Annotated in this window: 23 protein-coding genes; 5 read left to right on the forward strand and 18 right to left on the reverse strand. The window is 62.5% G+C overall.

What is annotated here, in order from left to right; genetic code table 11:
- Positions 1-172: 172 nt before the first annotated feature.
- Positions 173-1,609 (forward strand): alpha/beta fold hydrolase, encoded by a 1,437-nt coding sequence (locus tag PDMSB3_RS38305; RefSeq protein WP_007181460.1) that lies wholly within the window; start codon positions 173-175, stop codon positions 1,607-1,609.
- Between the two features lie 500 nt (positions 1,610-2,109).
- Here PDMSB3_RS38305 and PDMSB3_RS11775 read toward each other — a convergent pair whose 3' ends face one another.
- Positions 2,110-2,319, reverse strand: a complete 210-nt coding sequence (locus tag PDMSB3_RS11775) for a hypothetical protein (protein WP_165186248.1) — start codon at positions 2,317-2,319, stop codon at positions 2,110-2,112.
- Between the two features lie 164 nt (positions 2,320-2,483).
- Between PDMSB3_RS11775 and PDMSB3_RS11780 the strand changes: the two genes are divergently transcribed.
- Entirely contained in the window at positions 2,484-4,331 is a 1,848-nt protein-coding gene (locus PDMSB3_RS11780; protein WP_165186250.1) for a thiamine pyrophosphate-requiring protein, read from the forward strand.
- Positions 4,332-4,635: 304 nt separating this feature from the next.
- Here the strand turns inward: PDMSB3_RS11780 and guaA are convergent, their stop codons facing one another.
- The 3 genes from guaA to guaB all read right to left on the reverse strand — a co-directional run bounded on the left by guaA (position 4,636) and on the right by guaB (position 8,619).
- Positions 4,636-6,219: a glutamine-hydrolyzing GMP synthase gene (gene guaA, locus PDMSB3_RS11785; RefSeq protein WP_007181457.1), complete on the reverse strand. Its 1,584-nt coding sequence runs from the start codon at positions 6,217-6,219 to the stop codon at positions 4,636-4,638.
- A gap of 204 nt (positions 6,220-6,423) precedes the next feature.
- Positions 6,424-7,152, reverse strand: coding sequence for a hypothetical protein (locus PDMSB3_RS11790; protein WP_007181456.1), 729 nt, complete (start codon positions 7,150-7,152; stop codon positions 6,424-6,426).
- Between the two features lie 6 nt (positions 7,153-7,158).
- Positions 7,159-8,619: an IMP dehydrogenase gene (gene guaB, locus PDMSB3_RS11795; protein WP_007181455.1), complete on the reverse strand. Its 1,461-nt coding sequence runs from the start codon at positions 8,617-8,619 to the stop codon at positions 7,159-7,161.
- A 269-nt stretch (positions 8,620-8,888) separates the two neighbouring features.
- Here guaB and PDMSB3_RS11800 point away from each other — a divergent pair, with 269 nt between their 5' ends.
- Entirely contained in the window at positions 8,889-9,866 is a 978-nt protein-coding gene (locus PDMSB3_RS11800) for a DMT family transporter (RefSeq protein ID WP_007181454.1), read from the forward strand.
- A 118-nt stretch (positions 9,867-9,984) separates the two neighbouring features.
- On the opposite strand, the gene PDMSB3_RS11805 is transcribed toward PDMSB3_RS11800, so the two are convergent.
- Positions 9,985-10,317, reverse strand: coding sequence for an RnfH family protein (locus tag PDMSB3_RS11805; RefSeq protein ID WP_007181453.1), 333 nt, complete (start codon positions 10,315-10,317; stop codon positions 9,985-9,987).
- A complete protein-coding gene (locus tag PDMSB3_RS11810) occupies positions 10,314-10,751 on the reverse strand; it encodes a type II toxin-antitoxin system RatA family toxin (RefSeq protein WP_007181452.1) in 438 nt (145 codons plus the stop codon). The genes PDMSB3_RS11805 and PDMSB3_RS11810 overlap by 4 nt, the downstream gene beginning before the upstream one ends.
- Before the next feature lie 100 nt (positions 10,752-10,851).
- Here PDMSB3_RS11810 and smpB point away from each other — a divergent pair, with 100 nt between their 5' ends.
- Complete coding sequence (gene smpB, locus PDMSB3_RS11815; RefSeq protein WP_007181451.1) at positions 10,852-11,298, forward strand: SsrA-binding protein SmpB; 447 nt, start codon at positions 10,852-10,854, stop codon at positions 11,296-11,298.
- Positions 11,299-11,461: 163 nt separating this feature from the next.
- Here smpB and PDMSB3_RS11820 read toward each other — a convergent pair whose 3' ends face one another.
- The 3 genes from PDMSB3_RS11820 to ppsA form a co-directional block, all read right to left on the reverse strand.
- Positions 11,462-12,394, reverse strand: a complete 933-nt coding sequence (locus PDMSB3_RS11820) for an SPFH domain-containing protein (RefSeq protein WP_007181450.1) — start codon at positions 12,392-12,394, stop codon at positions 11,462-11,464.
- A 48-nt stretch (positions 12,395-12,442) separates the two neighbouring features.
- Positions 12,443-12,898, reverse strand: coding sequence for an NfeD family protein (locus tag PDMSB3_RS11825; protein ID WP_007181449.1), 456 nt, complete (start codon positions 12,896-12,898; stop codon positions 12,443-12,445).
- A 168-nt stretch (positions 12,899-13,066) separates the two neighbouring features.
- Positions 13,067-15,469: a phosphoenolpyruvate synthase gene (gene ppsA, locus PDMSB3_RS11830; RefSeq protein ID WP_007181448.1), complete on the reverse strand. Its 2,403-nt coding sequence runs from the start codon at positions 15,467-15,469 to the stop codon at positions 13,067-13,069.
- Positions 15,470-16,001: 532 nt separating this feature from the next.
- Here ppsA and ppsR point away from each other — a divergent pair.
- Positions 16,002-16,817, forward strand: coding sequence for a posphoenolpyruvate synthetase regulatory kinase/phosphorylase PpsR (ppsR, locus tag PDMSB3_RS11835; RefSeq protein WP_007181447.1), 816 nt, complete (start codon positions 16,002-16,004; stop codon positions 16,815-16,817).
- 74 nt (positions 16,818-16,891) lie between these two features.
- On the opposite strand, the gene PDMSB3_RS11840 is transcribed toward ppsR, so the two are convergent.
- The 9 genes from PDMSB3_RS11840 to rseP all read right to left on the reverse strand — a co-directional run bounded on the left by PDMSB3_RS11840 (position 16,892) and on the right by rseP (position 26,841).
- Positions 16,892-17,677: a TrmH family RNA methyltransferase gene (locus PDMSB3_RS11840; RefSeq protein WP_007181446.1), complete on the reverse strand. Its 786-nt coding sequence runs from the start codon at positions 17,675-17,677 to the stop codon at positions 16,892-16,894.
- An 85-nt stretch (positions 17,678-17,762) separates the two neighbouring features.
- The gene (gene rnhB / locus PDMSB3_RS11845; protein ID WP_007181445.1) at positions 17,763-18,506 is read right to left on the reverse strand and encodes a ribonuclease HII; all 744 of its coding nucleotides are present in this window, start codon (positions 18,504-18,506) and stop codon (positions 17,763-17,765) included.
- On the reverse strand, positions 18,503-19,672 hold the full coding sequence (gene lpxB / locus PDMSB3_RS11850; RefSeq protein ID WP_007181444.1) for a lipid-A-disaccharide synthase: 1,170 nt from the start codon (positions 19,670-19,672) through the stop codon (positions 18,503-18,505). The genes rnhB and lpxB overlap by 4 nt, the downstream gene beginning before the upstream one ends.
- A gap of 3 nt (positions 19,673-19,675) precedes the next feature.
- Positions 19,676-20,464 carry an acyl-ACP--UDP-N-acetylglucosamine O-acyltransferase gene (gene lpxA / locus PDMSB3_RS11855; RefSeq protein WP_007181443.1) on the reverse strand — a complete coding sequence of 263 codons (789 nt, stop codon included), beginning with the start codon at positions 20,462-20,464 and terminating at the stop codon, positions 19,676-19,678.
- Between the two features lie 101 nt (positions 20,465-20,565).
- Positions 20,566-21,030: a 3-hydroxyacyl-ACP dehydratase FabZ gene (gene fabZ / locus PDMSB3_RS11860; RefSeq protein ID WP_006048683.1), complete on the reverse strand. Its 465-nt coding sequence runs from the start codon at positions 21,028-21,030 to the stop codon at positions 20,566-20,568.
- A 284-nt stretch (positions 21,031-21,314) separates the two neighbouring features.
- On the reverse strand, positions 21,315-22,427 hold the full coding sequence (gene lpxD, locus PDMSB3_RS11865) for a UDP-3-O-(3-hydroxymyristoyl)glucosamine N-acyltransferase (protein ID WP_007181442.1): 1,113 nt from the start codon (positions 22,425-22,427) through the stop codon (positions 21,315-21,317).
- A gap of 75 nt (positions 22,428-22,502) precedes the next feature.
- Positions 22,503-23,024 carry an OmpH family outer membrane protein gene (locus tag PDMSB3_RS11870; RefSeq protein WP_171915836.1) on the reverse strand — a complete coding sequence of 174 codons (522 nt, stop codon included), beginning with the start codon at positions 23,022-23,024 and terminating at the stop codon, positions 22,503-22,505.
- 61 nt (positions 23,025-23,085) lie between these two features.
- Positions 23,086-25,389 (reverse strand): outer membrane protein assembly factor BamA, encoded by a 2,304-nt coding sequence (bamA, locus tag PDMSB3_RS11875; RefSeq protein WP_007181440.1) that lies wholly within the window; start codon positions 25,387-25,389, stop codon positions 23,086-23,088.
- 66 nt (positions 25,390-25,455) lie between these two features.
- Positions 25,456-26,841, reverse strand: a complete 1,386-nt coding sequence (gene rseP / locus PDMSB3_RS11880; RefSeq protein WP_165186253.1) for an RIP metalloprotease RseP — start codon at positions 26,839-26,841, stop codon at positions 25,456-25,458.

Genomic DNA, 26,841 nt, shown 5'->3' on the forward strand with positions numbered 1-26,841 from the left:
TGCTCCGAAATGAGTACCGATCATTCGGTACGGTTCAAGGGTTTCGAGAATTATCCCATGAAAATCCACTTGACGATCACTGCCTTCTGTCTATACTGTACCGATCGTTCGGTTCAGTATCGCATAGTTCGGTGCGACCGCACGTTCTCCTTGTCACCCTGAGAGCTTTATCATGTCGACCTCTGCCAAGTTTCAAACCGTTTCCGTCACGGACCGCCGCAGCGGTTCGGCGCTCAAGATCTTCTATCGCGAGGCTGGGCAAGCCGATGCGCCGACCGTCTTGTTGCTGCATGGCTTCCCGACCTCGAGCCATCAGTATCGCGGCCTGATCGAACGGCTCGCCGACAAGTACCGCGTCATCGCGCCCGATCTGCCGGGCTTCGGTTTCTCGGATGCGCCCGAGGCAAAGTCGTTCGGCTATACCTTCGACCATCTCACCGAGGTAATCGAAAGCTTCACCGACGCTTTGAACCTGACGCGCTACGCGCTGTACGTATTCGATTACGGTGCGCCGGTCGGTTTCCGGCTGGCCGTGTCTCGACCCGAACGCGTCTCCGCGCTGATCTCGCAGAACGGCAATGCGTACGAGGAGGGGCTCAGCGATGGCTGGAACCCGATCCGGGCCTACTGGCAGGAGCCGAGCGACACGAATCGCAATGCGCTACGCGCACTCCTGAAAAGCGAGACGACGCAGTTCCAGTACACGCACGGCGAATCGGACGCGACGCGAATCGCGCCGGAAAGCTATACGCTCGACCAGCATTTCCTCGACCGGCCCGGCAACGACGAGATCCAGCTCGATCTGTTCGGCGATTACCAGTCGAACGTGGCCGCGTATCCGAGTTTCCACGAATATTTCCGCACGCACCGTCCGCCTACGCTGGCCGTATGGGGCAAAAACGATCCGTTCTTTCTGCCGGCCGGCGCAGAAGCGTATCGACGCGATCTCCCGGACGCGGAAGTCCATCTGATCGACGCGGGGCATTTCCCGCTCGAGACGCATCTCGACGAGGTCTCACCTATCGTGCGATCGTTCCTGGCTCGCACGCTGGATCGCGCCCAGGGCGCCGTACTGTTCGGACCGTTAGAAGCGTCATCAGTCCCGGCGGAGGCGAAGCCCCTGCTCGACAGCATGAGCGGCGTGTTCGGCTTCGTGCCGAATCTCGGATACGCGCTGGCAGCGGAGCCGGCCGTGCTCGAGGCGTATATCTCAGCACTACAAGCGCTGGGCAAGACCACGCTCAGCCCTGTCGCCCAACAGGTGGCAATGGCGGCGGTCAGCCGCGCAAACGCGGCTGATTATGGCGTCGCGGTTCATGCAACGCTGGCGGAGAAAGTCGGGGCGCCGGCCAACGTCGTGAAGGCGCTGCGTAACGGCGATGCACTCGAAGATCCGAAGCTGGAGGCTGTGCGATGTTTCGCCACCGCCATTGCCTCGAAGCGCACGCAGGTATCCGACAGCGACGTTCATGCGCTGCGTGCGGCGGGACTCGATCATCGGGCCGTGCTTGCGATCGCCCTGGCCGCGTCGGCCAAGACGCTCGTCAATACGATGGCACATCTGTCGCGGCCGGAGATCGATGCAGGCTTTCAACCGCACAAGGCATAGACAGAGGTCGAGCAGAGCGGCATGAATCAGCAGAAAGCCGCGAGTCCCGAGCACGTCCGTAAGGCGTGGCGTGCCCGGCGTGAAGCGGTTGCGTCGACGGCATCGAAATCGGCGAGCTCTGTCGGGATGCCGAAATCGCGCACACCGTAGTCCGCCTGCAACGCAGCGACGGCGCGCGCGATGCTGGCCTGATCGCGCGACAGCTGCGTCGTGTCATATCCACGTCGGCGCGCGTCCAACCCCGGCGCCAGCGCCGGTGACTACGGCAGCCTTCCTCATCGTTTCGCGGCCCGGCGTATCCGCATTGAGCTCTCCTGTCGATCACGGAACAATCATCAGGACGCTTGAGCAAAAACCGGGCCGCAGAATTACATCCAGCTTGCCAGCTCAGCGCCATGCAAGCAACACACGTTGCGCGAAAACGTGGGCGTTCCCACTCAATAGCGCCTCAAACATACGCTGGCAGGCGGCGGCCCACTGCCGGACACCGGCATCTATTTCTATTGTCTGAATGCCGGGCGTTTTTTTGCGGCGAAGAACCCTTCGAAGTATTCGCCGCGACCTGAAGGCCGGACGACTGGGCCGAGATGAATCCGGCGTTTGGCTATAACGGCCTGCAATTGCGCAAGGGTCAGCTGAGCGAGGGCAAAAACGCACGGATACAGATTGGCATCGACCCGGCCGATCGGTTCGCGCGCGAAATCGATCATATGTCGCTGAGCGTGGTGGAGGGACCGACGTCGCATACGCCCGGCGAGGAAGGGTTGCAGAACCAGCGGACCGTCGAGGCGCCTCGCCATCAATCCGAGGGAACGACACTTGCTGCGGATTCGTCGCTACCTATGCTCATACGACCACTGCGAAGGAGTCTCTCATGTCTCAAACCGTTGGCGATTTCATCATTGAAAGGCTCCATGCCTGGGGCGTGCGCCGTATTTACGGTTATCCGGGCGACGGTATCAACGGTGTTTTCGGCGCGTTGAGCCGCGCGCAAAGCGAGGCGCAGAAGAACAGCAAAAACGCCGAAAAAAACGGGCAGGCGATTGAGCCAATTGAATTCGTGCAGGTGCGTCATGAAGAAATGGCGGCATTCATGGCGTCGGCACACGCGAAGTTCACGGGCGAACTCGGCGTATGCATCGCCACTTCCGGACCCGGCGCGTCGCATCTGCTCACCGGCCTCTACGACGCGCGCATGGATCACATGCCGGTGTTGGCCCTCGCTGGACAGCAGGCGCGCGCCGGGCTCGGCGGCCATTATCAGCAGGAACTCGACCTCGTCTCCCTGTTCAAGGACGTCGCCGGCGCTTTCGTCGAGCAGGCCACCGTGCCCGCTCAGGTGCGTCATCTGGTCGACCGCGCAGTGCGCACGGCACTCGCCGAACACAAGGTCACCGCGATCATTCTGCCCAACGATCTCCAGGATCTTCCCTATGAAGCGCCGGGCCGCAAACACGGCACGCTGCATTCGGGCGTCGGCTACAACGCGCCTCGTCTCGTGCCCTACCCCGACGACCTTCAGAAAGCCGCCGACGTGCTGAACGCCGGCAAAAAAGTGGCCATTCTGGTCGGCGCGGGTGCCTTGCGGGCGACGGACGAAGTGCTCGCCATCGCCGACAAACTCGGTGCTGGCGTCGCCAAGGCGTTGCTCGGCAAAGCGGCGTTGCCAGACGATCTGCCTTGGGTGACGGGCTCCATCGGCCTGCTCGGCACCAAGCCGAGCTACGACATGATGACCGAATGCGACACGTTGCTGATGATCGGCTCGGGCTTTCCCTATTCGGAGTTTTTGCCCAAGGAGGGCGCCGCGCGCGGCGTACAGATCGACATCAAGGCCGACATGCTGAGCCTGCGATATCCGATGGAAGTCAATCTGGTCGGCGACAGCGGCGAAACCTTGCGCGCGCTGCTGCCGCTACTCGAAGAGAAGAAGGATCGCGCATGGCGCAAGCGGATCGAGGGCTGGACTGCGGACTGGTGGAAAACGCTGGAAAAACGCGCCCATGAGTCCGGCAAGGACGCGGTCAATCCGCAGCGTACCGTGTGGGAATTGTCCAAGCGCATTCCGGCCAACTCGATCGTGACGAGCGACTCGGGCTCGGTGGCTAACTGGTACGCGCGCGACCTGAAGGTGCAGCGCGGCATGATGTGCTCGTTGTCGGGCGGACTCGCGTCGATGGGCGCGGCGGTGCCCTATGCGATCGCCGCCAAGTTCGCGTATCCGGAGCGTCCCGTATTCGCGCTGGTGGGCGACGGCGCGATGCAGATGAACAATATGGCCGAACTGATCACTGTGTCGAAGTACTGGCAAAGCTGGAAAGATCCGCGCTGGATCTGCATGGTACTCAACAATCAGGATCTGAACCAGGTCACGTGGGAACAGCGTGCGATGGAAGGTGATCCGAAGTTCGAGGCATCGCAGGATATTCCATCCGTTCCGTATCACAAGTTCGCGGAAATGATCGGCCTGAAGGGCATTTATGTGGATGACGCGGAGCAGATGGCGCACGCGTGGGACGAGGCGCTGGCAGCAGACCGCCCCGTGGTGATCGAAGTGAAGGCCGACCCGAACATTGCACCGCTACCGCCGCACATCACGCTTTCCCAGGCCAAGGCGTTCGCGTCGACCTTGATGAAAGGCGATCCCAACGAAGGCAATGTGATCGTGGAAACGGCGAAACAGGTGCTTGGCGCAGTATTGCCGGGTCATCACGATAAATGAGCGCGTCTCCCGTGAACGGTCAGAGCCGAGGATGCCGGTAAGGAATCTCGTCGGCACCGCCGGCAAATCTCCGAGCCCGAAAACAGGCGTGCCGCATGAAGCCCGCGCGGCACGCCCTTCCGCATGCTGCCCGCACATACCGTCAAATGACGGTTGTTCGGCCTCCAGGCGAGCGCAGGCGCAGGTTGACAATTCCCCTGACGATCAAGGACTCATGGACCTGCGCCCGGCAATCTGGAATCGGGCACGCGTGATTTATTGACTATCGCAAGATCTTGGTTAAAAAGGGGATTTCAAGAATTCCTTACTCCCACTCGATTGTCGCCGGCGGCTTCCCCGAAATGTCATACACCACCCGGTTGATCCCGCGCACTTCATTGATGATCCGGTTCGACACATGCCCCAGCAACTCATGCGGCAGATGCGCCCAATGCGCAGTCATGAAGTCCAGCGTCTGCACGGCACGCAGCGCGACAACATACTCATAAGTCCGCCCATCACCCATCACCCCAACGCTCTTCACCGGCAGAAACACCGCGAACGCCTGGCTCGTCAGATCGTACCAGGACTTGCCGGTTTCCTTGTCGATGAAAGTCCGCAGCGTCTCGATGAAAATCGCGTCCGCGCGACGCAGAAGATCCGCGAAATCGCGCTTCACTTCGCCGAGAATCCGCACGCCCAGACCCGGGCCCGGGAACGGATGGCGGTACACCATGGCCGGCGGCAAACCGAGCTTGACGCCGAGTTCGCGCACTTCGTCCTTGAACAGTTCGCGCAGCGGCTCGAGCAGCTTCAGGTTCAGCGTCTCAGGCAGGCCGCCCACGTTGTGGTGGCTCTTGATGGTCTGCGTGGCTTTCTTGCCCTTGCCGGCCGATTCGATCACGTCCGGATAGATCGTGCCTTGCGCCAGCCACTTCGCATCGGTCAGCTTGCCGGCTTCGGTCTGGAACACCTCGACGAATTCCGCGCCGATGATCTTGCGCTTCGCCTCCGGATCGGTCACACCGGCCAGCTTGCGCAGGAACACTTCGCTCGCGTCGACGTGAATCACCTTCACGCCCAGGTGGTCCGCGAAGGTCGCCATCACCTGCTCGGCTTCGTTCAGGCGCAACAGGCCATGATCGACGAACACGCAGGTCAGCTGATCGCCGATCGCGCGATGCAGCAGCGCCGCCGCCACCGACGAATCCACGCCGCCCGAGAGCCCCAGAATCACGTGTTCCTGACCGACCTGCTCGCGGATCTTCGCGACGGCTTCGTCGATATAGTGGCCCATTTCCCAATCCGGCTGCGCGCCGCAGATCTTCAGCACGAAGCGTTCGAGCATGGCGCGGCCCTGCACAGTGTGCGTGACTTCCGGGTGCCATTGCAGGCCGTAAAAATGGCGCTTTTCGTCGGCCATCGCGGCGATCGGGCACGATTCCGTCGACGCCATCAGCGCGAAGCCCGGCGGCATTTCCAGCACCTTGTCGCCGTGGCTCATCCACACCTTCAACATGCCGTGGCCTTCCGCCGTGGTGAAATCGCTGATGCCTTCGAGCAGGCTCGTGTGGTTACGCGCGCGCACTTCGGCATAACCGAACTCGCGCAGGTGGCCGATATCGACCTTGCCGCCCAGCTGCTCGGCCATCGCCTGCATGCCGTAGCAGATGCCGAGCACCGGCACGCCGAGTTCGAACACGGCCTGCGGCACGCGCGGCGTGTCCGTTTCAGTGACCGAGCTCGGGCCGCCGGAAAGGATCACGCCCTTCGGCGCGAAGTCGCGAATGAACGACGCATCGACGTCGTACGGATGAATTTCCGAATACACGTTGGCTTCGCGAACGCGACGTGCAATCAGTTGGGTGACTTGCGAACCGAAGTCGAGGATCAGAATCTTGTCGTGCATGGCAGCGGACGGAGTCAAAGAGTAAGCGGATACGGAATGCCGCGCACAGCGCGCGGCGTTGAATTCAAAGCGGTCCACGTGGGGACATTGGAGCGTGAAGCGTAACGATGCAGCGCCGTCGCGCAAGCGCCGCCGCAGCCAGTAGCTCGCGGCGAGCGCAAACGGAATCCGGTAGCTTCGGCAAACGGCGTGGCGCGCGGCGCGTCAGCCATGAAACGGCGGCCGGGGCGCGTTGGCGGCGCCATCGCGGGCTTCGTCCCGCGCAGCTGCGGCTTCCGCCCGCGCTGCGCGTTCGGAATCCGTCAGACCGGCTTCGTCGGCCACCGGATGAAGCGGCGCCGCTGCAACAGGACTGGCGGGACTGACTGGACGCGTAACCGGCACGACGGGCTCAACCACCGGCTCGGCGTGATAGACCGGAAAGCCCGCTGTCACGCGGCCCGGCTCGCGCCGGTTGGCCGCGTCTTTCGCCGCGTCTTTGGCAGCCTGTTTTTCGGCGCGCTCCGCGGCTGCGGCTTCAACCAGCCGCACCTTTTCACGCCGCCGCACCGCGCCCGACAACCGCACGCCGCCCAGACCGATCACCAGCAAGACGACACCCGTCAGCACCGCGACGATCTGACCGAAACCGGTCAGCGCCGGCGTATGCAAACCGAGCAGCCACACCAGCATCAGCAGGCCGGTCAGCCAGTTCACATGGCCGACCACTCGCGCAACCGCGGTCGTCAGCGCGCCGTCGATCGACGCGTGCAGAGCCAGCCACGCGAGCCCGATCAGCGCCACGCCGAACCCCTGGCCGACCAGAGCCGGCTGGGTCTGCACCAGAAGCAGCGCGTTGTACAACGAAGTCCACGGCGTCAGCAGAAAAAGCAGGCCGAACGCAAGCAACAGCAAGGCATCGAGGATGAGTACACCGCGCAGCAATGGCTTCATTAGCGTTTAGTCCACGTGGTAGTTGGGCGCTTCCTTGGTGATCTGCACATCATGCACGTGCGACTCGCGCAAGCCCGCGCCCGTGATCTGCACGAACTCGGCCTTGTCGTTCATCTCGGCGATGGTGCGGCAGCCGCAGTAGCCCATGCTGGCGCGCACGCCGCCGATCAGCTGGAACAGGATCGCGTTGACCGAGCCCTTGTAGGCGACGCGGCCTTCGATACCTTCCGGCACCAGCTTGTCGATGTTCGCCGAGTTGTCCTGGAAGTAGCGATCCGCAGCGCCGTCTTTCATCGCGCCGACCGAGCCCATGCCGCGGTACGACTTGTACTGGCGGCCCTGGAACAGGAACACGTCGCCCGGCGCTTCTTCGGTGCCGGCGAACATGCTGCCCATCATCACGGCGTTCGCGCCGGCGGCCAGCGCCTTGCTGACGTCGCCGGAGAAACGCACGCCGCCGTCGGCGATGACCGGCACGCCCGTGCCCTTCAGCGCTTCGGAAACATTCGAGATCGCGGTGACTTGCGGCACGCCCACACCGGCAACGATCCGCGTCGTGCAGATCGAGCCCGGGCCGATACCGACCTTCACGCCGTCTGCGCCATATTCGACGAGCGCCTTGGCCGCCGCCGCGGTGGCGATGTTGCCGCCAATCACTTCGACCCGCGGGAAGTTCTGCTTGACCCACTTGACGCGCTCGAGCACGCCTTTGCTATGGCCATGCGCCGTGTCGACGACGATCACGTCCACACCGGCCTGCACCAGCAGTTCCACGCGCTCTTCGTTGTCTTCGCCCACGCCGACCGCCGCGCCTGCGCGCAGCTTGCCGTGCTCGTCTTTACAGGCGTCCGGGTGTTCGGTCTGCTTGGTGATGTCCTTGACCGTCATCAGGCCGCGCAGTTCGAATGCGTCGTTGATCACCAGCACGCGTTCGAGGCGGTGGCTGTGCATCAGCGCCTTGGCTTCGGCAAGCGACGTGCCTTCCTTGACGGTGACGAGGCGCTCGCGCGGCGTCATGATGTTGCGCACCGGTTCGTCCAGGCGCTCCTCGAATCGCAAGTCGCGGTTCGTGACGATACCCACCAGCTGCGCGCCTTCGACGACCGGGAAGCCCGAAATGCCATGCTGGCGCGACAGTGCGATCACGTCGCGCACCTTCATTTGCGGCGGCACGGTGATCGGATCACGTACCACGCCCGATTCGAAGCGCTTCACCTTGGCGACTTCACGCGCCTGTTCGGCCGGCGTGAGATTCTTGTGGATGATGCCCACGCCACCCATTTGCGCCATTGCGATGGCAAGGCGGGCTTCAGTGACCGTGTCCATCGCGGCGGACACGAGCGGCATATTCAGGGAAATGTTGCGGGTCAGCCGGGTCTTGAGGCTGGTGTCGCGCGGCAGAACATCGGAGAAAGCCGGGACGAGGAGCACGTCATCGAACGTGAGTGCTGTTTGGATCAGACGCATGGCAAATCCTATAGGCGCAAAAGCGAATTATACGCGATACCTCCCTGGTTTTCACTGCACTAACAGCAGCTTAGCGAATTTCGGGTAGTTTTTTCGCGCCGCCGGGCCGCCTGAATTTCGCTTGCCTGTTCGCCTCGGGTTCGATCCGGTTTCGTTTGCGCGTTCGGGTGCAACGAGGTGTTGTCGCGCCGGAATGCAGAATCAAACAAGACGCCGAGGCCGCCGACCGGCTATTCTGCCGACCATTCCAGTTTTCGCAGGAGCAGTCGATGCAGCGCGGTGTGGCATATGGAGTTCTGGCCGGAGCCCTGTGGGGCATGGTTTTTCTGGTGCCGCGCGTGCTGCCCGATTTTTCGCCGCTGCTGCTGTGCGCCGGCCGCTACACGATGTACGGCGCCGTCTCGCTGGCCGCCGCGCTGCCTATGGCGCGCTCGCTCGTCAAACGCTTGACCCGCGAGGATCTCGGCGCGCTGGTGAAGCTGGCGCTGGCCGGCAACCTCCTCTACTACCTCCTGTTGACAGCGGCCGTCCACCTGATCGGCATCGCGCCGGCGTCGCTGATCGTCGGCGTGCTGCCCGTCACGGTGACACTGCTCGGCCGGCGCGACCACGGCGCGGTGCCGCTCGCCCGCCTCGTCTGGCCGCTCGCGATGGTGATGGCGGGCATCGTCTGCATCAATATCGACGTGTTTACGGTCGCCGACAGCACGCCGGTAAGCGTTGCCACCAAGCTGCTCGGCCTCGCCTGCGCGGTCGGCGCGCTGGGCTGCTGGACATGGTTCGCGGTCGAAAACGCCCGCTACCTGCAGCGCCAGACGCATTTCAGCGGCAACGAGTGGTCGGTTCTGTGGGGTGTGGTGACCGGCGCGCTCGGCGCGGCGTTGTGGCTCGTGGTTGCCATGCTGCCGGCGGGCGGCCCACAAGGCGAGCTGGCCGATGGCCGCTGGCATAGCTTCTGGATGCTCAATCTGGGCCTCGCGATCGGCGCGTCGTGGCTCGGCAACGGGCTGTGGAATGCCGCATCGAAACGGCTGCCGCTGACGCTCTCCGGCCAGATGATCGTGTTCGAGACGCTGTTCGCGCTGCTTTATGCATTCATTTATGACGAGCGCATGCCGCGGCCGCTTGAACTGGCGGCGATTCTGCTGCTGGTGGCCGGCGTGTGCTGGTCGGTGCGCCGGCATGCGGACGACGATACGGACGGGGCGACACGAATCAAGGACAAGCCGCAAGTGTCGGCGCCTTGAGGCGAAGTGCCGCCGGGGTTGCCTGAGGGCGCGCTGCCCGCCTCTTCGGCGCAACGGGCACGGCGGGCGCGCGGGAGCAGCGGATCGTTGCGGCTTCCGCCCGCCTGTTCAAGTCCGCCTACCGCGAATCCCTGTTCAGCCAGCGGCGCCCTTCGATCGAGCCCGCCTTGCGGGTCTTCTCGACACGTCGCTGGCGCGATACCTTGGGATCGACCAGTAGCGGCCGGTAGATTTCCACCCGGTCGTGATCGTTCAGCACCGCGTCGAGCGGCTTGAGCTTGCCGAACACCCCCACTTTCTGCGTGCCCAGGTCGATCTGCGGGAAACGCCGCAAGATGCCGCTCGCGTCCAGCGCCTGCTGCAGCGTGGCGCCTTCCGGCAACTCCACGGCAATCAGCGCCTGCTCGCCAGCCGACGCGTAGCAGACTTCAATCGACAAGCGCGCGCTCATGCCTTACCGTAGCGCTGGTCGGCGCGCTTCACGAACGACTCGACGAAGGTGTTGGCAATGTGATTGAACACCGGCCCAATGATCTTCTCGAGAATGATGTTGGTGAATTCGTAGTGCAGCGCAAATTCGATCTTGCAGGCGTCGGCGCGCAGCGGCGTGAAGCGCCAGAAACCGGTGAACTTGCGAAACGGGCCGTCCGCGAACTCCATATCGATGCGCGTGGGCCGTTCCATGCTGTTACGCGTGGCGAAGTGCTGCTTGATGCCCTTGAAATTGATATCGATCCTTGCCTCCATGCCGGCTTCGTCCCGGCGGCGGATTTCGACGCCGCCGCACCAGGGCAGGAAGTTGGGGTAATCGGCGACGTCGGTGACGAGGTCGAACATCTGTTCCGCCGAATGGCGGATCAACACGGTTTTCTGGACATCTGCCATAAATTGAACAGCGCGTGGCAAGGGTGGACAAGCGCAGCGGGCTTTCCTTGCCCCGCTTTGCTAAAATCGTGATTTTAAACGAGTTGGGCACTTTCCATTCATGAGCATCATCGACAACAGAAAGGCCTTCTACGACTACTCGGTCGAAGAACGCTATGAAGCAGGGCTCGTGCTCGAAGGATGGGAGGTCAAGGCGCTGCGCGCCGGGCGCGGCCAGATCAAGGAAGGTTATGTGGTCATCCGCAATAACGAACTGTTCCTGATCGGCACGCACATCAGCCCGTTGCCCGAAGCCTCGACCCATATCAACCCCGACCCGGTGCGCACGCGCAAGCTGCTCCTGCATAGCGAGGAAATCAGCAAACTGATCGGCAAGGTCGAGCAGCGCGGCTACACACTCGTGCCGCTGAACTTCCACTACAAGGGCGGCCGCGTCAAATGCGAGATCGGTCTGGCCAAGGGCAAGAAGCAGCACGACAAACGTGAGACCGAAAAGAAGCGCGATTGGGAACGTGAGAAAGCGCGCCTGATGCGCTCGCCGAGTTAAGCGGCGGTTCGGACTTGATGCTGCGGCTCAGGCCGCACAGACGCTGCGCGGATATGTCGCGCTTCATTCGTCGCCAACGCGCGGCAACGAACCTGCAAGCACACAAATGAAATTGGCCCGCACAGTCTGCGGGCCATTTCTTTTTCCAGCAGCCAGAACACGCTCAGCGCATGTCGGTCGTGCCCTTCCCTTTGCTCACGATCGTCAGCGCCGAGGCGATCATCGAACTCATGTCCGCAAGGTTGCCAGGCACGATCAATGTGGTGCCCTGCTTCGCCAGGTTGCCAAACGCGTTCACATATTGTTCGGCCACCTTCAGGTTGACCGCTTCCATCCCGCCGTTCGACTGGATCGCAGCCGCGATTTTCTGAATCGCCTGCGAATTGGCCTCGGCCACGGCCAGAATCGCCGACGCCTGACCCTGCGCCTGATTGATCGCTGCCTGCCGCTCGCCTTCCGACTTCTGGATCGCCGCCTCACGGCCGCCGGACGCGATATTGATCTGTTCCTGCTTGCGCCCTTCCGACGCCGCGATCAGCGCGCGCTTTTCCCGCTCGGCGGTGATCTGCGCCTGCATGGCGTGGAGAATCTCCTTGGGCGGCGTCAGATCCTTGATCTCGTAGCGCAGCACCTTCACGCCCCAGTTCGACGCCGCTTCGTCGAGCGACGACACGATGCTGTGATTGATGAAGTCGCGCTCCTCGAAGGTCTTGTCGAGTTCGAGTTTGCCGATCACCGAGCGCAGCGTGGTTTGCGACAGCTGCGTGATCGCGAACACGAAATTGCTCGACCCGTACGACGCCTTCATGGGATCGGTAACCTGAAAGTACAGCACGCCGTCCACCTGCAACTGCGTGTTGTCGCGCGTGATACAGACCTGGCTCGGCACCTCGAGCGGAATTTCCTTGAGAATGTGCTTATAAGCGATCCGGTCGACAAACGGAAACGCGAAGCTCAGTCCCGGCGTCAGCGTACGGTGATAGCGGCCGAGCCGCTCCAGAACCCACGCATGCTGTTGCGGCACGATCTTGATGATCTGCGCCGCCAGTACGATCACGATGATCAGTAGCACCGCCCCGACGATGGTCGAATCCATTACTGTCCTCCGGTCCCTGGTTGGAATAGTTGTGTGCTGCGAGAGAGCTCAGGCCGTGGTGGCCCGTCTGGTTGAATGGCGGGCCGCCACGACGACGAGGCAACTGCCACGCAATTCCGTGATTTCGTAAAGCTGCGCGTCTTCGGGCTCGCCCGCGGCCAGTTCGACGTCCCATGCCGCGCCGCGATAATCGGCGCGCGCCCGGCGCTCATGCCAGGCCGGCACGGTGAGCGTCTGACCGATGTCGAGATTGACGTCGGGGTTACGCGACGCCTCCTTGCGCGTTCTGCGGCCAAACCGCGAACGCCTGAGCAGCAGCACCGCCGCCAGCGCAACCACGGCCGCGGTGGCGAACTGAACGTCGGCCGCGGCGCCCGCGAGGTGCGCGATGGCGGCCGCCACGCAGCCGAGCGCGATCATCAATAGATAGAACGTGCCGCTCAGCAACTCCAGCACGACCAGCACGCCCGCCCCGATCCACCAGAACAATCCACCTGGCGCCACGTCGACCTCCACAAAGCAAAACACCCCGGATCTACCGGGGTGTTTATAGCACGAAGCGGGTGCATTTTAACGGGCGGCGCAGTACGGTTTAACGTGCATGAGGCTCACGTTTGAAATACCGCATCGCGCGTTATGCATGCCGCTTAGGAAACGGCATGCTGCCTCGCTTTACTTCGTCGATTTCGCCAGTTGCTGCCACGTCTCGATGATCGTATCCGGGTTCAGCGAGATCGACTTGATGCCTTCATCGGTCAGCCATTGCGCAAAGTCCGGATGATCCGACGGGCCCTGGCCGCAGATACCGACGTACTTGTCCAGTCGCAGACATGTGTCGATCGCGCGCTTCAACAGGAACTTGACCGCCGGATCGCGCTCGTCGAAATCCACCGCCAGCAGTTCCATGCCCGAGTCGCGGTCGAGGCCGAGCGTGAGTTGCGTCAGGTCGTTCGAGCCGATCGAGAAACCGTCGAAGAACTGCAGGAATTCTTCAGCGAGAATCGCGTTCGACGGCACTTCGCACATCATGATCAGGCGCAGGCCGTTCTCGCCGCGCTTCAGGCCGTACTTGGCCAGCAGCCCGACCACGCGCTCCGCCTGCTTCAGCGTACGCACGAACGGCACCATGATCTCGACGTTGTCGAGGCCCATCTCTTCACGCACTTTCTTCAGCGCGATGCATTCCATCTGGAACGCTTCGGCGAAGTCTTCGGCGATGTAGCGCGACGCGCCACGGAAACCGAGCATCGGGTTTTCTTCGTCCGGCTCGTAGCGCGAACCGCCGATCAGCTTCTTGTACTCGTTCGACTTGAAGTCCGACAGACGCACGATCACGGGCTTCGGATAGAACGCCGCCGCGATGGTTGCGATACCTTCGGTCAGCTTGTCGACGTAGAACGCGCGCGGCGATGCGTGACCGCGAGCGACGCTTTCCACCGCCTTCTTCAGATCCTGATCGATGTTCGGGTACTCGAGAATCGCCTTCGGGTGAACGCCGATGTTGTTGTTGATGATGAACTCGAGCCGCGCGAGACCCACGCCTGCGTTCGGCAGTTGCGAGAAGTCGAAAGCCAGTTGCGGGTTGCCGACGTTCATCATGATCTTCACCGGAATCGGCGGCAGTTCGCCGCGCTGCACTTCGGTGATTTCAGTTTCGAGCAGGCCGTCGTAGATCTTGCCTTCGTCGCCTTCCGCGCACGATACCGTAACCAGCGCGCCTTCCTTCAGCACGTCGGTCGCGTCGCCGCAGCCGACCACCGCCGGCACGCCCAGCTCACGCGCGATGATCGCCGCGTGGCAGGTGCGCCCGCCGCGGTTCGTGACGATTGCCGACGCACGCTTCATGACCGGTTCCCAGTTCGGGTCGGTCATGTCGGCGACCAGCACGTCGCCCGGCTGCACACGGTCCATTTCCGACGGATCGTGAATCACGCGCACCGGACCCGCGCCGATCTTCTGACCGATCGCGCGGCCCGTGGCCAGCACGTTCGATTGGCCCTTCAGCTTGAAGCGCTGCTCGGCCTTGCCGGCCGCCTGGCTCTTCACCGTTTCCGGACGCGCCTGCAGAATGAAGATCTTGCCGTCGCGACCGTCTTTGCCCCACTCGATGTCCATCGGACGCTCGTAGTGCTTTTCGATGATGACCGCGTATTTCGCCAGTTCGATCACGTCTTCGTCCGTGATCGAGAAGCGGTTGCGCTGCTCGTGCGACACGTCGACGGTCTTCACGCGGCCTTCTTCGCCCGCCTTGGTGAATTCCATCTTGATCAGCTTCGAGCCGATCGAGCGGCGGATGATCGGGTACTTGCCTTGCGCGAGCGTCGTCTTGTAGACGTAGAACTCGTCCGGATTCACCGCGCCTTGCACCACGGTTTCGCCGAGACCGTAGCTCGACGTGATGAAGACTGCGTCCTTGAAACCCGACTCGGTGTCCAGCGTGAACATCACGCCGGCCGCGCCCACGTCCGAGCGCACCATGCGCTGCACGCCCGCCGACAGCGCGACTTCAGCGTGAGTGAAGCCCTTGTGGACGCGATACGAGATTGCGCGGTCGTTGTACAGCGACGCGAACACGTGCTTCATGCGATCGAGCACGTCGTCGATGCCGACCACGTTGAGATAGCTTTCCTGCTGACCCGCGAACGAAGCGTCCGGCAAGTCTTCGGCCGTTGCCGAGGAACGAACGGCGAACGACAACTCTTCAGGCGAGCTGTTTTGCAGGGTGTCGAAACCCGCGCGGATATCAGCCTCGAGTTGCGGCTGCAGCGGCGCCTCGACGATCCATTGACGGATCTCCTTGCCCGCTTCGGCGAGCGATTTCACGTCGTCGACGTCGAGCGTTTCGAGACGTTTGGCGATGCGTTCGGTCAGATTGTTGTGATTCAGGAAGTCACGGAAAGCCAGCGCCGTGGTAGCGAAACCGGTCGGCACGCGCACGCCGGCTTCGGCGAGCTGACTGATCATCTCACCAAGCGACGCGTTCTTGCCGCCGACAATCTCCACATCGGTCATCCGCAACTGCTCGAACGGAACTACATACGCCTTATCCTTTGCGACGGTAACTGCGTTAGTCATACAAGCCCCTAAGTGTGAAAGAAATTCACGGCTGTGCAAGTGGGCTCGAACGCGAGACGCCCATTGGAAGCGTGACCTCGCGTCTTGCACAACCTGTTGGAGAAGCAATCGCTGCAAATTGCCAGAAGCGCCAGAAGCACGACGAAGAAAGCGAATGGACGAATTTACCGATCGATCCACCACGTTCGCCGCAACTTCGCGACTAAAATACCGGCCGAAAGCGAGGCGTTGAACGACCGTTCACGGTGAGTTAGACGCCAATCGCCTGCAATTGCTTATCCAACAGGTTGCCGCTATTCTACCGTGCCGACTCTCGAAATGTGACTGTCGGACGAGAATTGCGCCTCGAATCGCGCCCCGGACCGTCCGGCGGCCTCTTGCGAGGCTCCGCCGCCATCCGGGCGCAGTTGCGGTGCCCACGGCGCGCTGATTGCACGCCGCTGCAGTCTCCGGTCAGCCACCGGGCAGCGGCGTGAATGCAGCGATGTTTCTTTCGAGCTTTTTTTCCCGCTCACGTTCCCCAACCCCACTGATGCCGCCCACCGTATTCATCGTTTCCGACGGTACCGGGATCACTGCCGAAACCTTCGCGCATTCGATCCTCTCCCAGTTCGACCAGAAATTCCGCCTGGTTCGCGTGCCTTTCGTCGATTCGACGGAAAAAGCGTATGTCACGCTCGAAAAGATCAACGAAGCCGTCCTGCAAGACGGCCGCCGCCCGATCGTCTTCACGACGCTGGTGGACAGCGCGTCGAATCAGATCGTCAAAGGCTCGAATGCGCTCGTGCTCGACATGTTTCAAACCTTTGTCGAGCCGCTCGAACAGGAACTGGAACTGAAGTCGAGCCATGCAATGGGCCGCGGCCACCAGAATGCGGACACCGAGGAGTACAAGAACCGGATCGAGGCGATCAATTTCTCACTCGCTCACGATGACGGTCAATCGAACCGCAATCTGGCCGATGCCGACGTGATTCTGGTCGGCGTATCGCGCAGCGGCAAGACGCCAACGAGCCTCTATCTGGCCATGCAGTATGGCGTGAAAGCGGCTAACTATCCGCTGATTCCGGAAGATTTCGAGCGCGGCAAATTGCCCACGCCGCTATTGGCGCATCGGCAGAAAATGTTCGGGTTATCGATCGATCCGCAGCGGCTTTCCGAGATTCGCAACGAACGCCGGCCCGGCAGCAAGTACGCCGCACCGGAGAATTGCCGCTACGAGATCAACGAAGCTGAAGCGATGATGCGGCGTGAAGGGATCAAGTGGCTGTCGTCGACACACAAGTCGATCGAAGAAATCGCGACGACGATTCTGCAGGAAATCAGACTGGACCGCGCGGCCTATTGAGCCGCTGCATAAGGCAGGCGGCCTGAAGAAGAGACGCGCGCGGCAGCGCCCGCGCGCGTGTCAAGAAAACGGTGTCAACCACGCCCACGCTGCTGGCGGCACTGCTCGAACACACACACGGCCGCCGCAGCCGCTACATTCAGCGACTCCATGCCGCCCGGCTGGGGAATCGTCACCCGCAACGAGACCGCATCGCGCCAGATCTGCGAGACGCCCGCCCCTTCGTTGCCGAACACCCACGCGAGCGGTCCGCTCAGATCGCAGTCGTAGATCGCCTCGGCGCCGTGCGAATCCGTAATGACGATCGGCGCCGCGAGCCGTTCGATCAACGCCTGCGCTTCCACGTCCTCGTGAATCTGCAGCAGGAAATGCGCGCCCATACCCGAGCGCAGGACTTTCGACGACCACGCGTACGCCGTGCCCGGCGCGCAGAACACTTGCTGAATGCCCGCGGCCGCCGCGCTGCGCAGAATCGAGCCGACGTTGCCCGCGTCCTGCACGCCGTCGAGCACGAGGCAGGTTTGAGCGACCTCGTCGGGCAGCGGCGTATCGAGCTTTTCGACCAGCAGCAGAATACCCACTCCGTGCACGACATTCGACAACTGACCGAATAACGCATCCGGCAGCGTCACGAGCCGATGATCCTCGATGCGCGACACGATCGCCTGCGCTTCGTCATGGCGCAGCGCGCCGTCGGTGACGATGCACATTTCCGGCTGCCCGGCCACGTCGAGATACGCACTCGCGAGATGAAACCCTTCGAGCAGCGCATGGCCGCTCTTGCGCTGTTGATGCGTCGAGCCGGCCAATGCCTTCAGACGTTTATAGAGCGGATTGTCCCGCGAGGTGATGGCTTTCACAGGCAGCGAAGGCAGTGAGAATATAGGGAAAGGGGTGCCGCTACGGCTAGCTGCATGTGGCGCTCATAGAGCGCTCCTGCAATGTTTATACGCCGCCGGGTTCGCCGAAGGCATCGTCGTCGAGCATCGCGCCGGGGACCACGATCACGTCGCCTGCCGGCAACCTCACGCCCGTGCCGAAGCGCAGATGCGCTTCACGCACCGGCGCGAACGACCGCCGATGGTGCTCACAAGGCCCATGTTCGCGCAGTGCCGCAAGATGTTGCGGCGTGCCGTAACCGGCATGCGCATTGAAGCCGTAGACGGGGTGCGTCTGGTGCAATTCGAGCAGCATCCGGTCACGTGTGACCTTGGCAAGAATCGAGGCCGCCGAGATGCTTTTGACGAGCGCGTCGCCACCGATCACCGCCTCGCTGCGAACGCTCAGCGTCGGACAGCGATTGCCGTCGATCTTCACGAGCGTCGGCACGACAGACAGACCTTCCACCGCACGCTTCATGGCCAGCATGGTGGCGTGCAGGATATTGAGCGAATCGATTTCTTCAACCGATGCCGAAGCGATGCAGTAAGCCAGCGCCCGGTCGACGATCTTGTCGTACAGTTCGTCGCGCTTTTTCGCGCTCAGTACTTTGGAATCGTCGAGGCCGCGAATCATCGGCTTCGACGGATCGAAAATCACTGCCGCGGCCACGACCGGGCCGGCGAGCGGCCCGCGCCCCGCTTCGTCGACGCCGCAGACAATGTCGTGCGGCGTCTCGAAGTTCAGGCCGACCTGCTGCGCCGACGCTCCGGCAACGGTCTTGCGGCGAGGCGTGCGTGCGCTGGTCACGGCCGCGCCTTCCGCTTTTCGATGACGCTCGCCACGACTTCCGCCGCGCGCTGCGCGGTGTTCTGCTTCAGCACGTGATGCATCTCCGTGAAGATTTCCGTCAGCGTGCGCCGGTTGTTCTCGTCGCGCAACTGTTTCAGCGTAGCTTCGGCCAGTGCCTGGGGCGTGGCGAAGTGCTGCAGGATCTCGGGCACCACGAAGCGCCCCGCCAGGATATTCGGCAGCCCGACATAGGGCAGATAGCCCTGGCGGCGCATGATCTGGCCGGTCAGCCAGGGCACCTTGTACGAGATCACCATCGGCTTTTTCAGCAGTGCGGCTTCCAGCGTCACGGTGCCGCTCTTCACGAGGATCGCGTCAGCCGCGGTCATGGCGAGTTGCGACTGGCCGTCGGTAATCGTCAGCGCGAGACCGGGGTGCGAATCCACCAGTGGCCGCAGCATCTCGCGCAGTGTCGGCGTAGCCGCCGGCATCACGAAGCGCACACCCGGCTCCTGGTGCTGCATCATCTCCATCGCGGCGAAGAACGTCGGGCCGATCAGATCGATCTCCGAGCGCCGGCTGCCCGGCAGCACCGCGATGATCGGGCCTTCTTCCGCGAGACCCAGCGCCCGGCGCGCGCCGAGCGTGTCCGGTACGAGCGGAATCTCATCGGCAAGCGGATGGCCGACGTACGATGCCGCGACGCCCGCCTTTTCCAGCAGCGCCGTTTCGAACGGGAACACGCACAGCATGTGGTCGACGGCCTTGGCGATCTTCTTGATGCGCCCGCCGCGCCAAGCCCAGATGGACGGGCATACGAAGTGAACAGTCGGAATCCCCGCGTCACGCAACGGATGCTCGAGCCCGAAGTTGAAATCGGGCGCATCCACGCCCACGAACACCGAGGGCGGCTCGGCCAGCAACTGGCGCTTCAGTTCGTTGCGAATGCCAAGGATTTCAGGAATGTGCTTCAGCGCTTCGACATAGCCGCGCACCGTGAGCTTTTCCATCGGGAAGTGGGCGTCGAAGCCCGTGGCGATCATGCGCGGACCGCCGATCCCGTAGTACTGGGTGCCGGCCGGCAAACGGCTCGCGAGGCCGTCGAGCAGCGAGGCCGCCAGCAGGTCGCCGGACGGCTCGCCGGCCACCATCGCCACCCGCAGTGGACTGGGTTGCAATGCCATCGGTTAGCGGATGATGCCGCGTTGCGACGCTTCGACGAACGCGAGCAGTGTCTGCACCGGTTCGTCACCGTCGCCGCCGGCGGACGCGAGTTCACCCAACTGCACCTTCGCCTCTTCTAGCGACAGGCCGTTCTTGTACAGCACGCGATAAGCCGCGCGCAACGCCGAGATCGCGTCCGGCGAGAAGCCGCGGCGGCGCAAACCTTCCACGTTGATGCCGTGCGGTTCGGCCTTGTTGCCGGCGGCGATCACGAACGGCGGAATGTCCTGCACCAGCGCCGATGCGCCGCCCAGCATGGAATGCGCGCCGATGCGCACGAACTGGTGGACGCCCGACATGCCGCCGACGATCGCGTGGTCGCCGATCGTGACATGGCCGGCCATCTGCGCATTGCTCGACAGAATGACGTTGTTGCCGACATGGCAATCGTGCCCGATGTGCACGTACGCCATGATCCAGTTGTCGTCGCCGAGTGTGGTGACGCCCGCGTCCTGCACCGTGCCGGTGTGGATCGTGGTGAACTCGCGGATCGTGTTGCGGCTGCCGATCACGAGCCGGGTCGGCTCGTCCTTGTACTTCATGTCCTGCGGACGGCCGCCGACCGATGCGTAGTGGCCGATCCGGTTGTCTTCGCCGAGCGTGGTGTGACCTTCGATCACGCTGTGCGAACCGACCGTGGTGCGCGCACCGATCGTCACATGCGCGCCGATCACGGCGTACGGTCCGACTTCGACGGATTCGTCGAGTTTTGCGCCCGGTTCGACGATCGCAGTGGGATGAATCCTGCTCATGCGTCCTCGCTTCTGATTCTGTTGCGTTGTCTGGGTGGGCATCTGGCGGAGCGGTTAGCGCGTGTGTCACGCCGCTGACCGCCGGGACGCTGACTCAAGCGTCAAGCGTCCTTGTCCGTGTGCCGCACCGCGCACATCAGGTCGGCTTCCGCCGCTACTACGCCATCCACTTCGGCGCGCGCCTTGAACTTCCAGATGCCGCGCATATGACGCTCGAACGTGCAGTTCAGGATCAGCTGATCGCCCGGTTCCACCACGCGCTTGAAGCGCGCATTGTCGATGCCGACGAACAGATACAGCGTGTTCGACGGGTCGCTCGGCTCTTCCGAAAACGTCAGCAAAGCCGCCGTTTGCGCGAGCGCTTCGAGAATCAGCACGCCCGGCATGACCGGACGGGTCGGAAAGTGGCCCTGGAAATACGGTTCGTTGATCGACACGTTCTTCAACGCTTTGATGCTCTTGTGCGGCTCAAGTTCGAGCACCCGGTCCACCAGCAGGATCGGGTAACGGTGTGGCAGCAGCGTGAGAATCTTATGAATGTCGAGATTGATTTTTTCGGTGCTCATGGTGTTTCTACTCACGCATTGACTGCGCGATGATGACTGCGGATGCTGGTGCAGGTGGGTTGATAACGCATGCTGCCGGCGCTCGCCATGACCCGGCGGCCGTGCCACCCGGTCACGGCAACCGACTTTGCTTCCTGATGCTCGCCCGCTATTTTACGCGGTGCCGGCAGGTTGCCCTGCGAATTGCCTGGCGAATTGTTCCGCAACTCGGCCTTCGACTCGGGCCTTCGACTCGGGCTTTTGAGTCGGCCTGCGGGTTGTCCTTCAAGTTGTCCTGAGGTTTCTCAGGCCTTGTCGCCTGCGGAACTGCTTGCTGCATCGGCCGCCGGGCCGTCTTGCCGCCCGGCCGCAGCGTTCTCGAGCGCCTTGATACGATCGCGCAGTTTGTCGATATTGCGCAGCAACGCTGCACTTTTGTTCCAGTCTGCATGGTTCACGGCCGGGAAGGCACTGGTGTACATACCAGGCTTCAACAGCGACTTCGAGACGCCCGACTTTGCCGTAACGATCACGTAATCGGCCAGCGTGACGTGCCCGGCAATCCCGACGGCGCCGCCGATCATGCAATGACGGCCGATCGTGGTGCTGCCCGCGATGCCCGCGCAACCGGCGATCACCGTATAAGCCCCGACCTTGCAGTTGTGGCCGATCTGCACGAGATTGTCGATCTTCACGCACTCTTCGATGATGGTATCGGCCATTGCGCCGCGGTCGATGGTGGTGTTCGCGCCGATTTCCACGTCTGCCGCGATCGACACGCCGCCGACTTGCGGAATCTTCACCCAGCTACCGGTACGCGCGTCACCCTCGCCGACGAAATCCGGCGCGAAGCCGAAACCGTCCGAGCCGATCACCGCGCCCGCGTGCACGATCACGCGCTCGCCGAGCTTGCAACCGTAGTACACCGCGACATTAGGATAAAGGTGCGAGTCCGCGCCGATGCGCGTGCCTTGGCCGATCACGACATTGGCGTCGAGCCGCACGTTTTCGCCGATCACCGCACCCGCCTCCACCGTGACGTGCGGGCCGATCACCGCGCTCGCGGCAATCTGCGCCGACGGGTCGATGGTTGCGCTCGGATGCACGCCGGGCACCGCCTTGGGCGCGGCGAGGTCGATGAAAGTTTGCGCGACGCGCGCGAAGTAAGCGTACGGATTCGGCGTGACGATGAAGTTACGATTCTCGCGGGAAGCGAGCCTGGCGAGGTCTTCGGCGTTAATCAACACGGCGCCCGCACGGGTCGTTTCGACCTGCGACAGGTACTTCGGATTGGCGAGGAATGCCAGCTGGTCCGGACCTGCCTGGTCGAGCGGCGCGAGACTGCCGACGCGCTGCGAACCGTTTCCGACTACTTCACCGCCGAACCGTTGGACGATGTCCTCGAGCGTAAATGCCATGCCTATCCTGTCTCCTACCGTTCAGTCCAACTTGTCAGAGCTTCAGCTACCGGGCCCTGCGGCCCCGCTGCCGCGTTAGTTACCCGACGCCGCCAGCGCCTTGAGCACCTGATCGGTGATATCGATGCGCGGACTCACATACACCGCTTCCTGGACGATCAGGTCGTAGTGCTGCGCCTCGGCGATCTGCTTGATCACCTTGTTGGCGCGATCGAGCACCGCCGCCAGTTCTTCGTTGCGGCGCTGGTTCAGATCCTCGCGAAACTCACGCTGCTTGCGCTGGAAGTCCGTGTCCAGTTGCGACAGGTCGCGCTGCTTCTGCGCGCGATCGGCGGCCGACATCGACGCGCCGTTCTTGTCGAGGGAATCGGACATCGATTTCAGCTTCTGCGCCATGTCGGCAAGATCCTTGTCACGCTTGGCGAACTCGGCCTCGAGCTTGACCTGCGCGGCCTTCGCGGCAGCGGATTCGCGCAGGATACGGTCGGAATTCACCGCCGCGATCCGCGCCTCCTGCCCATGCGCCACCCCGACACCCAAGGTCATTGCCAGCGCCAGCGCGCACGCCACACGTTTCGAAAACATACCGGTTAGCAAAGTCATCCTCTCGATACTGTAGTTTGGCCGGCCGTTTCTGGCCGAACCGCCAGCCGCCGGATCAGAACGCCGTCCCGATCTGGAACTGGAATTTCTGATACTGGTCGCCCGTGTGCTTCGTGAGCGGGAAGCCCAGGCTGAGCTTGAGCGGGCCGATCGGCGAGATCCACGCAAGACCGACACCGTAGCCGTAACGCAGACCGTTCGCGCCAATACTGTTACCTTCCGTGCCCCACACGTTACCGGCGTCGAGGAACGTGAAGACACGCAGCGTGCGGTCGTAGCCCGTGCCCGGCAGCGGGAACGTCAATTCGATGTTACCCACCAGCAGCTTCGAGCCGCCGATCGGATCGTTCGTCTTGGCGTCGCGCGGACCCAGCGAGCTCGGCTCGTAGCCCCGCACCGAACCGATACCGCCCGCATAGTAGTTCTTGAAAATCGGATAAGGCTTGCCGCCGAGGCCGTTACCGTAGCCGCCCTGGAAGTTGAAGCCCAGCACGAACCCGCGCGCGAACGAGTAATAGTACTGCGCGTTGATGTCGGCCTTGTAGTACTGGGTGCCACCGATCGGCGTGCCGTATTCGGCGTTCGCCTGCGTGAAGTAACCGCGGCTCGGCACCAGGGCGCTGTCACGCGCGTCGCGCGACCAGCCCACCGTGATCGGCACGTTGTTCGACACGCGGCCGAATTCATGCACGTAGTCGATATAGCTTTGCGGCGTGTTCGAGTCGATGTCCAACTGGTTCTGCTCGAGGCCGGCGCCGAAGTACACGGTGTCGACTTCGGAGAACGGAATACCGAACTTCAGGTCGCCACCGATCGTGACGATCTTGAAGCTCGAATCCGTCGAGTAGTACAGCGGCTGATACGTGCGGTAATAAACGTCGGTAATACGCTTGATGCCGTCCACCGTGAAGTACGGGTCGACCTGCGTGACCGTCAGCGTACGGTACGTCTTCGCGGTATTCACGTTCACCGAGAGACTCGTACCCGAACCGAACACGTTGTCTTGCGACACGCCTGCCGAGAGCACCACCTTGTCGGTCGATGAGAAGCCCGCACCCAGCGTGATCGCGCCGGTCGGCTTTTCGGCCACCTTGACGTCCACATCGACCTGGTCGGGCGTGCCTTCCACCGGCACCGTGGTCACGTCCACGTCCGTGAAGTAGCCAAGACGGTTGATCCGGTCTTTCGACAGCGCGAGGCGATTCGAATCGAACCACGAGCTTTCGAGCTGGCGCATTTCGCGGCGCACCACTTCGTCACGCGTACGGGTGTTGCCCACCACGTTGATGCGGCGCACGTAGACGCGGCGGCTCGGGTCCACCTGCAGCGTCAGGTCGACCTTGTGGTTGGACTGATCGATCTGCGGCTGCGCGTTGACGGTGGCGAACGCATAGCCGTATTCGCCCAGCTTGTCGACGATAGCCTTGGTGGTGGCTTGCAGCTTTTCAGCCGAGAAGCGGTCACCCGGTTTGATCTTGATGAGCTTGGCCAGCTCCGGCTCGCGGTCGAGCAGATTGCCCGCCAGCTTGATGTTCGAAATCGTGTACGGCTCGCCCTCATGCAGCGTAACCGTGAGATACATGTCCTTCTTGTCCGGCGAGATCGACACCTGAGTGGAGTCGATGTTGAACTCAAGGTAGCCGCGATTCAGATAATACGAGCGGACATTTTCGAGGTCGCCGGTGAGCTTGTCTTTCGCGTACAGGTCGTTCTTCGTGTACCACGAGAACCAGTTCGGCGTGGAGAGCTGCATCTCGTCGCGCAGCGTACCCGTGCTGAACGCCTTGTTGCCGATAAAGTTGATCTGACGGATCTTCGCGCTCGGACCTTCGGCCACCGAGAACAGCACCGACACGCGGTTGCGGTCGATCGGCGTGATCGTGGTGGTGACTTCGGCGGCGTAGTAGCCGCGCGTCAGGTATTGGCGCTTCAGTTCCTGCTCGGCCTTGTCGACCAGCGCCTTATCGTAATAACGGCCCTGCGACAAGCCGACGGCGCGTAGCGCCTTGGTCAGGTTTTCCTTATCGAACTCATGAATGCCGGCGAAGTCGATCGTGCCGATAGCCGGACGTTCCAGCACCTGCACGATGACCACGTTGCCTTCGGTCGCGATCTTGACGTCGTTGAAAAAGCCCGTGGCATACAGGGCGCGAATGGCCTCCGATGCCTTGTCGTCGCTGAAGGTGTCGCCTTGCTTGATGGGCAGGTAGGCAAACACGGTACCAGGTTCGACGCGTTGCAATCCCTCGATCCGGATGTCTTGCACCACGAAGGGCGTCGTTGCGTGAGCAACCAGCCCATGCGCGGCGAACGCCGCGGCTATAACCGTCTTTGGAACAAAGCGATGAGGTTTAAACAACGTGCTTCCCCAGTGTGTATAGCTGCATCAGGTCAGACGGTCGCCATCGTGAACGCCGCCGACACTTTAAAAATGGATTAAACGAGCCAGATCGTTGAACAGCGCGATCGCCGACAATGCGACGATGCAGGCGAGACCCGCCCTCTGAAAAACGAGTTGCCAGCGATCGGAGACGACTTTGCCGGTAACAGCTTCAACCAAATAATATAACAGATGCCCCCCGTCCAATACCGGAATTGGTAACAGGTTCAGCACGCCAAGGCTAATACTGACAAGGGCCAGGAACGACAGGAATGCAGAAGGACCTAGACGTGCGCTCTTTCCTGCGTAATCGGCGATCGTCACCGGACCGGAAAGATTTTTCAGCGATGCCTCGCCCACGATCATCCGGCCGAACATGCGCACCGAGTACACCGCCAGATCCCACGTACGGCGCGCACCCAGTTGCAAGCTTTCAACCGCCCCGTAACGCACGTCGATGGACGGCACCTGAGTGGCCAGTTCCGCACCGATGCGACCGACCTGTTGGCCCGTCGTTTCGTCACGCTGCGACTGCGGCACGATGCTGATGTCTTCGAGCTTGCCTGCGGCCGGCCCGCCACGCTCGACTTGCAGCGTCACCGGTTTGCCGGCGTGCGCCTTTACATAGGCGATGAAGGCCGTGGCGTTGTCGGTCGGCACGCCGTCCACCGCACGCAGCCGATCGCCTGCGGCAAGGCCTGCCTTTTGCGCCGCGCTGCCCGGCTGCACGCCCGCGACCGTCAGCTTGCCACCACCGGGCTCGAAACCGAGATGCGACATGAAGTCGTCGTCGACGTCTTTCTCGGTCAGGCCGCGCAGATCGAGTTGAAAGTCCGACGTACCGTGCGTGTCTTTCGCGCTCAGCACGACGCGCTTGTGATCGAATGCCGCACCCAGCAGCTTCCAGCGCAGGTCGGACCACGAACGCACCGGTTCGGATTCGCCGGCGTTTTCGGCACGCACCGCAACGATCGTCTCGCCGCCGTCGAAACCGGCGAGCGCCGCGGGCGTATTCGGCGCGGGCGCCGCGACCACGGCCGCCGGCTCGGTCACGCCGGTGGCGAAGACGAGTGCGAACAGCACGATGGCCAGCAGAAAGTTCGCGACCGGACCGGCTGCGACAATCGCAAAACGGCGCCACACGGACTGCCGGTTGAATGCATGCGGCAATGCTTCAGCGGGAATCGGCTCAGCACCGGTTTCGCGCTCGTCGAGCATCTTCACATAGCCGCCGAGCGGCAGCGCGGCAATGGTCCATTCGGTGCCCGTCTTCGGGCTCACCCATTGGAACAGCGGCTTGCCGAAGCCGATCGAAAAGCGCAGCACCTTGACGCCGCACAGGCGTGCCACGCTGTAATGCCCGTATTCGTGAACGACCACGAGTACGCCAATCGCGACCGCGAAGGCGAGCAGTTCGATCAGCAGGTTCAT

The organism is Paraburkholderia dioscoreae (assembly GCF_902459535.1).
GTDB lineage: Bacteria > Pseudomonadota > Gammaproteobacteria > Burkholderiales > Burkholderiaceae > Paraburkholderia > Paraburkholderia dioscoreae.

Bases quoted from the DNA above. Each gene is read 5' to 3' on its own strand.
- lpxD (WP_007181442.1), bottom strand. From the start codon at position 22,427: ATGGCATTTACGCTCGAGGACATCGTCCAACGGTTCGGCGGTGAAGTA.
- fabZ (WP_006048683.1), bottom strand. From the start codon at position 21,030: ATGAGCACCGAAAAAATCAATCTCGACATTCATAAGATTCTCACGCTG.
- guaA (WP_007181457.1), bottom strand. From the start codon at position 6,219: ATGCACGACAAGATTCTGATCCTCGACTTCGGTTCGCAAGTCACCCAA.
- PDMSB3_RS11805 (WP_007181453.1), bottom strand. From the start codon at position 10,317: ATGAGCGCGCGCTTGTCGATTGAAGTCTGCTACGCGTCGGCTGGCGAG.
- PDMSB3_RS11820 (WP_007181450.1), bottom strand. From the start codon at position 12,394: ATGGATTCGACCATCGTCGGGGCGGTGCTACTGATCATCGTGATCGTA.
- smpB (WP_007181451.1), top strand. From the start codon at position 10,852: ATGAGCATCATCGACAACAGAAAGGCCTTCTACGACTACTCGGTCGAA.
- guaB (WP_007181455.1), bottom strand. From the start codon at position 8,619: ATGCGTCTGATCCAAACAGCACTCACGTTCGATGACGTGCTCCTCGTC.
- ppsR (WP_007181447.1), top strand. From the start codon at position 16,002: ATGCCGCCCACCGTATTCATCGTTTCCGACGGTACCGGGATCACTGCC.
- lpxB (WP_007181444.1), bottom strand. From the start codon at position 19,672: ATGGCATTGCAACCCAGTCCACTGCGGGTGGCGATGGTGGCCGGCGAG.
- rseP (WP_165186253.1), bottom strand. From the start codon at position 26,841: ATGAACCTGCTGATCGAACTGCTCGCCTTCGCGGTCGCGATTGGCGTA.
- PDMSB3_RS11780 (WP_165186250.1), top strand. From the start codon at position 2,484: ATGTCTCAAACCGTTGGCGATTTCATCATTGAAAGGCTCCATGCCTGG.
- lpxA (WP_007181443.1), bottom strand. From the start codon at position 20,464: ATGAGCAGGATTCATCCCACTGCGATCGTCGAACCGGGCGCAAAACTC.
- PDMSB3_RS11790 (WP_007181456.1), bottom strand. From the start codon at position 7,152: ATGAAGCCATTGCTGCGCGGTGTACTCATCCTCGATGCCTTGCTGTTG.
- ppsA (WP_007181448.1), bottom strand. From the start codon at position 15,469: ATGACTAACGCAGTTACCGTCGCAAAGGATAAGGCGTATGTAGTTCCG.
- PDMSB3_RS11800 (WP_007181454.1), top strand. From the start codon at position 8,889: ATGCAGCGCGGTGTGGCATATGGAGTTCTGGCCGGAGCCCTGTGGGGC.
- PDMSB3_RS38305 (WP_007181460.1), top strand. From the start codon at position 173: ATGTCGACCTCTGCCAAGTTTCAAACCGTTTCCGTCACGGACCGCCGC.
- PDMSB3_RS11775 (WP_165186248.1), bottom strand. From the start codon at position 2,319: ATGATCGATTTCGCGCGCGAACCGATCGGCCGGGTCGATGCCAATCTG.
- PDMSB3_RS11810 (WP_007181452.1), bottom strand. From the start codon at position 10,751: ATGGCAGATGTCCAGAAAACCGTGTTGATCCGCCATTCGGCGGAACAG.